Below are 11,023 nucleotides of genomic sequence, written 5' to 3'. Positions count from 1 at the left end.
TTTTGAAAAATCAGATCGGCTTCTAAAAGCAGGCTGGAAGCCGGTTCGAAATTGCCGAAAATTTTCTCCAGCCCGGCAAGGTTTCCGGCTGTATAGGCCGCCTTTTGGCGATCGCCGAAATCCTTGAAGATCTCCAGCGCTGCATGCATAAGCTTTTGAGCAGCAATAAAATCTCCCTGCTCCCAGTTGATGATAGCCAGGTTGTTGGAAACCTGTGCCTGAGTCATCATGCCCTCATGCAGTCGTCCGAACTCGAGACTCGCGCTGTAAGCCCGGGCGGCCTGATCGAGTTTACCGGCTCCCCAGAGCGCCAATCCCAGCAGGTTTCCAGCCTCGGCGATCATCTCAGGATAATTTATCTGCCTGGCTTTAGCCAGTGCCTCCTGGCACGACTTTAGGGCGTTCTCAAAATCTCCGCGCCGGCGATGGATTTCCGCGATAATCGTCAATGCCTGGCAATATAGCCTCGGATAATTTCCGAATTCAGGCCAGTTTACGAGTGCGTCGAGGATCTTTTGACTTCGCAGGTAGCGTGACTGACGCCACAACAGGCGTGCGGTTTCAATAGAAGCCTGCAAGGCTTTTTCAGCCTGGCCGAGTTCTCTGGCATACCTGCGCCATTGCCGTAAAAGGGGGTAGGCTCTGGAAAAATTTCCCTGCCGAATCGAGAGTTGTGCAAATTGCGAATAGAATTTTAGAAGCTTGCACTCATCGAACTCTGAGACCCCGGAGCGTCTCAGGATCTGTCGGCAATAATTGAAATATTTATCGGCATCAGTCAGATTATGGATGCCAATCGCTTCCAGACCGGCAATCATTGCATATTCGAATGCTTTGTGGTCATGCACGGCATGGTAGAAATGTTCAGCCAGATGCGATGCTTGTGCCGCTTGTTTGCGATCCTCGAGTAGCCGCCCGTAACTGTCGTGGTAGTGGCGGCGTTGATTTTCTGTCAGACAGGAGTAGATAGCGCTTTTGAGTGACTGGTGGCTGAACTCATAATTCATACGGCTGTGATCGTAGACCAGAAAACCTCGTTTTTCGAGCTCGGTGAGGGTAAATTCAATCATCTCAGTCATACCGGTTTCCATGACCCGCTGAAGCTGGTCTGCGTTGACCGGTCCCAAAGAAACACTGGCGGTCTTGAGAATATTGCGCATGTTCTCGGGCAGGTTATCGAAACGCTGGAGCTGAATCTCCTCCAGGCTGTTTGGAAGCGTGTATTCGGATAAGGAAAGGTCCGCTTCCAGCAAACCGCTGACCGGATTTCGGAACAACACATTATTTTCCAGCGCGCGGGCGATGAATTCGCTGATGAAATGCGGGTTGCCGGCTGAACTCTTCAAAAGATTTCCAAACAGTTCTTTTTCTCTTCTGCCACCGTAAAAAGATGTGTCGAAGAATTCCCACCAGACCGCAGTGTCTGGCGCTTTGAGTTTTATGAGAGTAGTAGTTTCAATATCATAATTTAACACCAAGTCCGATAAATCTCGTCCACCCAGAATCAGAAAGAGAGGAGTATCGTGTGGCAATTCAGCCAGCTTCGTAAAAATACGTTTAACGAATGTGTCGGCTTGATCTAAATTATCGATCGCGATCACTATCGGGTAAGAGATCAGCTTTTGCATCAGATCTCGAATCACCTGGCCGGTTTTTTCCAGGTACAGTTCACTTTCCAGTTCACGAGTCCATGAGGTCTGCTCGATTTTGAACCTGAACATATCTGCCAGAAGCGGAAGCCAGCGCTTGTCGACATTGTCGCTCAGGAATTGTTCGAATGATTTCTTCTGCTTTTGCAGGGATCTTTCGAAGAGGCTGAAAATCACGCGGCGCACCGGCCAGTTCGAACCGAACAGCAGTTGATTGTGGCAGTCTAACTGGACACTGTCAAGGCCGGCGAACTGGTTGACAAAACTCGTTATCAAACTGCTTTTGCCCATGCCTGCTTCTCCCTTGAGACACAGGATACGCAGGTTACCGTTTATCGTCTGACGATACTCTTTACATATCTGCAAGAGGTCGTTTTTTCGTCCGACCATGGCTTGTGCGGGACTCGCTTGATATGAATCCTCGCTGACCGCGGAGATACTGAATGCCGTTATGTTTTGACCGACACCCTTGAGGGCAAAAACTCTCCTGCCAGTTTCGATACTCACGGGCAGATCATCGCGCAATTTTTGGTCGAGCAGGATTTCGGACGGTTTCGCCTGTGCCATCAACCTGGCCGCCAGGTTTACAGTCTCGCCCATTACGGTATATTCCTTGCGTACCTCTGATCCGACTTCGCCGCAAAAAAGACTGCCGGAAGCCATTCCGACCGTGAGTGGAAAATCGTCGTTATGCTCCTGTCTCAGCCTGATAGCGCAACTGGCCGCCTTGAGGGGACTGTTTTCACGTTTTACCGGAGCACCAAACAGCACCAGCAGTTTATGCTCTCTTCTATACGGATCGATTCGAGCGATACTTCCCCCGAGCTCATGAATCGTCTCAAAGATTTTTTTTATGTGGAGGTTGAATGTATCGATCTGTCTATCCCGGTTTTGATTCGTAAAAGGATCGGTCAATCCAAAGCGTATGAACATCACGACCACGTCGCGGAATTCGCTCTGAAGCGATTCCGTTTCTCTGGATGTCAAGATCCGTTTGACGACCTCGCCCGGAATGTACTTTTCAATTTTTTTGATCTGTTTCGGCAAAGCTGATTCGTTAACAGATGTTATGGTTTTTGTGGAAACGGTTGCCTCGAGGTCGAGATCGAAAAGACTCAAGCTTTCACTAGCCCGAAATTTAGAGCAGTTATGAGTATATCTTTCGGCCATCCGCGGGCCGACTACGACCTGTCCGGATTCTGCCATGTCTGTCGCCTCCCAGACAAGCTCGACCATATCTCCCACCGGCTCGGCTTCCAGTCTCAAGGCGGGATCACCCAGAGTGGCCAGGCTGAATTGGCCGATTTCGGCCCCGATATGTGCCCTCAGGGTGTGCTCGAATTCCTCATGATCTCTGTTGAAACATGACACTACCTCGAACATCTCACGGCAGAAGTTCTCGAATGCGGAATCCTGTGGAAGGCTGGCCCAGACAGCATCACCGGCGAATTTAAGCAGGTCACCATTGTGGGCATATATCCGTCCGGTCAGGTGAGAAAATATATCATTTAAATAAGTGGTCAAAATCTCGGGACCCTCTCGTCCATATTTGGAAAGCGTGCGCGTAAGTGAGGTGAAGCCGGATATGTCGATACAGGTCAGAATACCAGTCATTGTACTGTGGCGATGGACCTCATCGCCGGGATTGTCGGTATACCAGTGGATCACCTTACGAGGCAAAAACGGGATAAGGCTTGTGTATTTTCGATTGCTTTCAGCCATTGTATATAATTATCCTCATAGCATAGAGAACTGCCAGATGAATAGCCTGATCGGTATAGAATACCTGCCGTCCGCACTTCACACATCGGCTTTTCACAAAATCCTGTGTCCAATGCAGAATGAATAATCCCCCCAGTGCATATAGATTCACCACCTGTAACAGGAATTCACTGCGGTTGTACCATAATCCCAGGTACAGCATTGCTCCGACCGCGATAACGTATATGAATACGTGCAGGCTCAGTGCCCGGATCGACTTCTTCTTATTCTCTGCCAGGTTATCACTCTGGAGCGCGAAATCACCGATGTAATGACCCAGCAGGAGAAAAAACAGCAGGTCAAGCATCTCTCTTTACCGAACGAAGGGGCAGTTTTATTCTGAAGTTTGTGCCACGGCCGGGTTGCGAGTTGACCTGGATATCACCGCCGTGGGAAGCGAGCACTTTTTTGGCGTTTAAAAGCGAGAGCCCCAGGCCCCCGGACTTTGTGCTGAAGCGCTGATTGAAGATCTTTTTGAGGTCATCTGCGATCATCCCCGGACCGTTGTCGGAAATCGTGACAATTACGGAATCGTCTTCATCTTTGGGTCGGATCAACTCGATTGTTACTTGGTTGTCGTCTCGATTACCTGATTTTTCGAACGCTTCGACCGAGTTGATCAGTATATTCATCAGCAGGTTCTGAATCTGGATCCCCTTGACGAATAGTTTTTTGGGGAATTCCTTTTCGGATTTAAATTCGAATTGGATATTGGCGAATCGCTTCTGGGAACGGCAGAAGCGGATGATAGTACCGACCGTCAGCCTGAGGTCAATAAATCCGTAGTCGTATTTCGTTCCGCGGTAGGTTACGAAATTACGGGTAAACTGGAGCACATCGCGAAGGGTGCGATGGGCGATTTCGAGAGCGTTCTTACGGACTTTCCGATCAGCATCATCCTGCAAAGCGGTCTTGAGCTCTTCGTTGTCGTCGAATTCACCTTTTACAAATTGACCCATTGTACAGGCTAGTTCAACAGCAGTATACTGGCCGCTTATGAACCTTTCATAATCCTGAATCGCGCGGGCCGACATCTGCAACCGCTCGAGATCCTGACAGATCAATAGAAAAACCGCTTCGTTCTGGAAATCCGGCAGGGCTGTGATTGAAACTGAGACGGAGAATTCCTGCTTGCCCCGTTTTCCCTTGACCTCGCCGAACCAGGTACCTTCCAGATCTTTTGTGACCCCTGAGAAATTGAGGTCCGTTAAGAGTTGATGCAGGCGGTGGTCCTCATCCGTGTGATCGATACCGAACATATCACCCGCGGCACGGTTTAACCTGAAGATGTACTCGTTTTTCGTGACCAGCAATATCGGAGTCGGTGACTGGTCAATGACACAGTCCAGAAACGAGTTCAGCTTCAGGAGGCGGTTGTTGGAGGCGGTCAAAAGCCGATTGTGTTCAGCCAGCTCTGATGTTCGCACCGTGTCGGACTCACGAAGTTTTGTGCTCAGGCTCTTGAGTACACGGGTGGCGAACGAGGGATGAGATTTAATCACTTTCTCGAAATTTTCCTTGGTGAATTCGAGAACCTCGCACTCGCTTTCAGCGCTGACAGTAGCTGAACGGTTGCCCTCCTCGACCAGGGCCATCTCGCCGATCATTTCTCCGGCGTAACGGGTTGCCAGAAGCATCGGCTGACCGGTGCTTTCGTCCTGTTTTGTGATGATCACCGAACCTTTCAAAACCAGAAGCATGGTATTGCCCGGTTCGCTCTCACGGAAAACCACATCGTTGGGCTGATACTTCGAATATTTTCCGGCCAGTTTGACCAGGTACAAATCCAGCGAGGGATTTGTCTGAGATGACGTCGGATTGCTCATATTACCATTATCGACAACTTATTCGACTGCTTAAGCGGATAAAAACCTGGATTTTGAGTTGATCTTTTAGTAGCTTCAAATTCCGCTGGATTTTTTGGAAAAATCTATTATCCTGTCCCGCATGAAGATCGTCAAGGATGTCGCGGAGATCATCAATCCGAAAATTATCCCGCGCGGCAGCGTGATCTATGCTTCCGGCAACGCCGCCACCCCGCAGGTGCTACTGCGTCAGCTGGCAGAAGATCTATCGATTCGTCATGTGGCGTTGTTTTGTGTATTGCCCCTGGGCGATCATATCAAGCCGTTATTTTCGGAAGAACGTTGCCAGACTTTGACTCATCGGGTTCTCTTTAACAGCTACCTGACCCGTGAAGCGGTCAACCAGGGCTGGGCTAAGTATCATCCGATGCACCTCTCGCAGATCCCGCGTTACGCGCCCGAACCGGATGGTCCCAATATCGTATTATGTTCGGTGGCGGGTCCGGACAATGGTAAAAATTACAGCCTGGGAACCACCGTCGAAGCGGTACTGGCCTCGATTCGCTCGGCTCGTGACAAGGGCGGGATGGTAATCGCCGAACGCAATGCCCGTATGCCGTTTGTGGCCGGTACAGTTATTCCCGAACGTTACATAGATTACCTGATCGATGTCGACTACCCGCTACCAGCCAGCCCGGTGCATAAACCTGATGAGCGCGCGCGTAAGATCGGTGAGATAATCGCCGCCCTGTATGTTCAGGGAGGTACCCGGACCCAGCCGGGCAGTACCTTGCAATACGGTATCGGTGAAGTTCCCGAGGCGGTTACCGACGCGATCCTGCGCAAAAAAGTAAGTGACCTCGCGATCCATACCGAATTGTTTGCCGATGCCATGACCCGTCTGGTTACGGAAGGTGTGGTCACCAACAAGTGGAAGAAAAACATTAACTTCTCGGTGTCCTCGATATTTCTGGCGGCCGATCAGGAAGGCTACGACTGGTTTAACAACAACAGTTCGGTTCAGAGCCGTCCCTCGGATTACACCAACAGCCCGTTTATAATTTCACAGCAACCGAATATGGTGGCGATCAACTCGGCTATCGGTGTCGACCTGCACGGCAACACCTGGGCTGATTCTCTGGACGCGCGCAAGATTTACAGCGGCATCGGCGGACAGTCGGATTTTATCCGTGGCGCGCAGAATGCCCCCGGCGGTGTAGCGATAATCGCCATGAAATCGACAACGAAAAATGGCCGTTCCAAAATCGTCGACCGTTGCCCGGCAGGAATCACCACAACCGCGATTCCAGCCGACCGGGTCATCCTGGTAACCGAACATGGCGCATTCGATCCTATGAGCCTCAGTATGGGCGAACGCGCGGTCGGTATCGCTCATCTGGCTATGCCGGAGGAACGGGACAAACTGCTCAAGGTGATCCGCGATGATCCCGCCTTCCATAAGCCCGACTTGACCATGTTCAAGGGCGTGCCCGGATTCATTCCCTACGAAAAAGCACTTCAACAGCTCTGATTTTTCACGGCTTCTTTTAAGCCATGCAATGCGCACCCGTAAGCGCCGACAATTTGCGGATCTTCCGGTACTTTGATTTGCACCTGCAGTTGTTTTTCAAGGATTTCCCGCAGACAGGAGTTATTGGCAACTCCCCCGACGAAGACCAGCTCAGGTTCGAGCGATATTCGATTGAGCATGGTTATCGTACGACGGGCAATGGCCTGGTGGATTCCCAGGCCGACCTCTGCCCGGTCAGCTCCCTGGGAGACCATCGAGATTATTTCAGATTCCGCGAAAACCGCACACATATTGTTGATTTTCTCCGCCCTGCGGGAAGCCCGGGCGCTTTGGCTGAATTCTTCCAGCGCATACCCGAGCGCCATAGCCATAATCTCCAAAAACCTGCCAGTTCCCGCAGCGCAACGATCGTTCATTTCGAACTTGTGCAGACGACCATTCTTATCGAGCGAAATCGCCTTGGTATCCTGTCCACCGATATCCAGGATCGTACGGCACCCGGGAAAGAGAGCATACGCCCCCAGAGCCATCGCCTTGATTTCGCTTATTTCCGGGCAGTTCAAATGCCTGCTGACGAGATGACGTCCGTAGCCCGTGGCATAAATTGTATCATAGCTGTTACCCTCCAGCAGGCTGGTAGTTATCTCCAGCGGTTTGAAACTGTTTTCGATAACTCGATAATGTACGATTGTACCGTCATCGACAATAACCAGTTTGATAGTGCGCGATCCGATATCGAGCCCGGCTGAGATCATCTACTGGCTGATCCTTTCCATAAATGCTTCCACGCGTGTCTTGAGCTGACCGACATCCTCCATACTGTAGTCGGTCTCTATCCTCAAAACCGGGATGCCGTTGTCTTCCATCTGATTTTCAATCAATCCACTTTCGATCGAATAAGGCTGGCAGAATTGCAGGCTGTAATGCAGAATACCGTCAGCTTTATACATCGAAGTCATAGAGTCGATATTATTCCGGCGCTCCGGATTGGGTGTGAAAATAGCGCAGTCGATCTGCAAATATCTTTCAACTATGTTGTCGAGCATTTCTTCCATACCGCCTCCCCTGGAATCGACCAGACCACGGGTTCCGCGTTCACCGACGCAGGATTCTTCGCCAACAATCACTGCGCCTGTAGATTCGACAATGCTGGGCAGTTTCCAGTTCGGCACAGCCATCGGACAACCTGACATCAAAATCCGGGGCGTGTCCGCTGGAAAAACGCCTTCTTTATGAGCAACTCTCTGTTCGAGTTCATCACAGAGCTTATTGACCGAAGCAGTAAAACGGACCGGATCGTCGTAAAATGAAATCTGGTTGATTAAAAGCGCGTCCAGTCCGGATATAGGTACCGGGTTGGCAGAGCGGAGGCTTCGCAGACGAGCGAGAGCCTGGCGTTTCTGGTTGACTGTTTCAATTGCCTTTTGCAAATTTTCTACGGTAATAGTTTTTCCGGAGACTGCTTCCATCTTGCCGATGAATCCACGGTACTCTTCTCTTAAAAGCCGACGACCCTGATCAGTTTTACTCTGAGGCAGATCGAGAATATACAGGTCATCGACCATATCCTGAAAAATCTCATAGGCTTTCTTCTTTCCGTCACAGGTATTTTCTCCGACGACGACGTCACAGGATTCGATATAGGGACAGACTTTGCCCAGTTTGAATCCAAAAGCCGACTTGATCAATGAGCATGTGTTGCGGGGCAGAACCTTTTCGGCAAGATCAAATCCGAACTCAGCTCCCGCGCAGAGCCCAACCGAGATCCCGTCGACCGCCAGGATGATTTCCTCCGGCACGAATACGCAAAATGACCCGATGACTTTACGTCCCTGATTTTTTGCGTCTATCAACTCTTTGATCCGAAGCCCATGGACTTCGCTCATAACGAAATCGAAGTATTCCATTGCCTTGGGACGGTTTGGCTGTGCCAGATAAATATCCTGGTAGACCTGTCCCAGGGTTGCTAAGAGAGCGTCATGAGCCTCGAGGTCGAGACCCAGTTCAGCCCACATCTGCTGGTACTGTTCTGACATAGAACCTCCTGGTTGTCTGCCTCCGGTATTTCCGGAAGCTTTCCAGAAGGTCAGGTAAGACTGCGCGGAAATACAGAGGCGGTAATGAATGTCAGCCACCCGGGCCGATTAGTTCGGCCTCAGGAGAATTGATGAAGTGTGAAAAGTCTAATAATCATTCGAAAGACCTTATCTTTATAAGTTACCGCTTGCTGTTTTAATTTATATATTCTACGGCTTTGGTCAAGTATATTCTGGTTTTATCACCTCTTCATTAAAGATAAAGGCCCGGTTTAAAACCGGGCCTTTATCCCAATCAGAATCAGTTTACCTGGAAACCTGTGTTGGTCGAATATCCTTGTGGATTTCCTCGATCAGGTCATGATTGCGGAACGGCCTGAGCATATTCTCGTGGTGAACAGTGAAATCCATCTCGATCGTATGGCAGACCTCACAGCTTTCATTGGAACCGAGCGGATAACGCATCCCGCTGTACTGCAATGGTTGCAGGTTGTCGCGGTCATGGCTAAACATATTGAAGGCCGGGTAGAGCGAGTGGGGCGAGTTGTGACAGGCCTCACAGCGGATACCGGCATATCCGGTGCGCATCCGGTACAGCTCAGAAAATTCCTCGTTCCAGACATTGAAAGCGCGCGCATCGGGTGAAGGCTGTTCGAAATCGACATGACAGGTAATACAATCCGGTTCCTGGATCCAGGGCATGCGCGGATTGATATCATCGATCGAAGCTACCTGTACCGGCTCCAGCGGTTCAAGCAGTGATTTCGCGCTGGGGCGATCGATCTGTGCCTTGAGAAGTGCGGCGGCATGATCGGAGAGTGTGCCGTGGCAATGATCGCAGGTCTTGCCGAGTGCGCCGTGAACTCCGCGGTTGCAACGGGTCTGTCCGTGCATGAAAGCCGGGTGGCACAACACGCAGGCGTCACCGCCCTCGACCGGCATATAGCTGGCGTGCCAGCCATGCACCGCCTGCGACATATACAGGTGCTCAGCTTTGCCCTCGGTGCCCAGGGCCGGGTCGCCATGACAGGAAGCGCACAGTTTTGGATTGCCGTTCAGCGCTTCTTCATGGAGGTTCGTGCCACTGAGGCGGTCATGCGCCTTGAGAATATTGACCGCGGTTTCCTCGGAAACCCCGGCTATATCGTTGACCGCCCAGTCGCCCCCGTGACAATTACGACATCCCATCTCAGTCGAGGTCGGCGCTACCACCTTGGTCGATATCAGAAGCTCGCCGCTGGCGGAATCGCGGGCTTCAACCGTAAAAAGCGGGTAGGGGTTAAAACTGCCGTCATCGTTGTACGGCACCACCGGTATTGCCTCGGCGATATATGCTACCCGTTCTGGATCGAAATGCATTTCGCCTTCCAGGCCGAGCCCGAACAGGCCGACGTTCTCTTGTAGCTCCACTCCGAAATTCTTGTCTTCATAATCCCAGAACGGGACATGGGCAGAAGGGTTTTCAAAGCCCGGTTCGACTTTATAGGTCAGTTTTGCGCCCGAAATAACCTTCTCAGGTGTCTCACCCCGTTTGATCAACTGCGCCTCAAGGGTGTTGGCAGGAGGAAGGATCACGAACCAAGGATCGGAATCGGAGATACAATGCATACCCAGATCGTTCCATACCAGGAGCACGTAGTCATCGTTTTTATGATCGAATTCCGGGACATTTTGATCGACTCCCGCGAGATTGTATTTGTCGAGATCGGAACTCGGTTTGTAGCCGTGAATCCAGAAACTGATGTATGCCGCCAGGGCTTCCATCTCCTCGTCAGTGCCGACGAATTCAGGCATGTATTTGCGGATCTTGCCCTGGCCGGTCAACTGCGCCTTTATGCCCAGGTGGGTCAGGTGTCCCGAACGGGAGACTATGTCATTACGGATTCCGCCGATCGAATGACAGCTCTGGCATTGCAGGCGGAAAATCTCACGGCCGACTTCGAACTTGTTTTCTTCCGTGATCTCTCTGTGTTCGACCCAGACAGCATGGGCCAGCACACCCTCCTCGTTCAGCTTTTCCTGGTCTTTTACGAAAATGCTGTTGGAATAAATCAGGTCGCTGATAACATAGGGGCGACGAGCCAGCTCGCGCACATACTCGAATCCCCCGATCCAGGCCAGGCCGATTACCACCAAAAGCAGGGTGACGACCTTCTGCAGTAAATGACTGCTTTTAAACACCAGAAACAGGCCCAGAAGAAAAACGGCAATCGATGAGATAATGAATATGCTCAGGTAAAA

7 protein-coding genes are annotated in these 11,023 nt (G+C 51.0%); 1 reads left to right on the top strand and 6 read right to left on the bottom strand.

All coding sequences use genetic code 11. From position 1 onward, the window contains the following. The 3 genes from GF404_12705 to GF404_12695 all read right to left on the bottom strand — a co-directional run. A partial coding sequence (locus GF404_12705) for an AAA family ATPase (protein MBD3383041.1) occupies positions 1–3,371 on the bottom strand: 3,371 nt, incomplete at its 3' end. Next, positions 3,364–3,717, bottom strand: a complete 354-nt coding sequence (locus GF404_12700) for a DUF3307 domain-containing protein (GenBank protein ID MBD3383040.1) — start codon at positions 3,715–3,717, stop codon at positions 3,364–3,366. The genes GF404_12705 and GF404_12700, both read right to left, overlap by 8 nt. Continuing rightward, a complete protein-coding gene (locus GF404_12695; protein ID MBD3383039.1) occupies positions 3,710–5,236 on the bottom strand; it encodes a cyclic nucleotide-binding domain-containing protein in 1,527 nt (508 codons plus the stop codon). Before GF404_12695 ends, GF404_12700 begins: the two co-directional genes overlap by 8 nt. Before the next feature lie 121 nt (positions 5,237–5,357). Here GF404_12695 and GF404_12690 point away from each other — a divergent pair, with 121 nt between their 5' ends. Continuing rightward, entirely contained in the window at positions 5,358–6,746 is a 1,389-nt protein-coding gene (locus GF404_12690) for an acetyl-CoA hydrolase (GenBank protein ID MBD3383038.1), read from the top strand. Here the strand turns inward: GF404_12690 and GF404_12685 are convergent. The 3 genes from GF404_12685 to GF404_12675 form a co-directional block, all read right to left on the bottom strand. Then, a complete protein-coding gene (locus tag GF404_12685; protein ID MBD3383037.1) occupies positions 6,734–7,501 on the bottom strand; it encodes a 3-hydroxyacyl-ACP dehydratase in 768 nt (255 codons plus the stop codon). The two genes, GF404_12690 and GF404_12685, sit on opposite strands and share 13 nt — an antisense overlap. After that, positions 7,502–8,782, bottom strand: coding sequence for a 2-hydroxyacyl-CoA dehydratase (locus GF404_12680; GenBank protein ID MBD3383036.1), 1,281 nt, complete (start codon positions 8,780–8,782; stop codon positions 7,502–7,504). It abuts the gene before it with no gap. A gap of 306 nt (positions 8,783–9,088) precedes the next feature. After that, the coding region (locus GF404_12675; GenBank protein ID MBD3383035.1) for a cytochrome C at positions 9,089–11,023 on the bottom strand (1,935 nt) is incomplete at its 5' end.

This window comes from Candidatus Zixiibacteriota bacterium (genome assembly GCA_014728145.1).
Taxonomy (GTDB): Bacteria; Zixibacteria; MSB-5A5; order JAABVY01; family JAABVY01; genus WJMC01.
The sequence above is the reverse complement of the archived record's forward strand: the minus strand, read 5'-3'. Positions and strand labels throughout refer to the sequence as shown.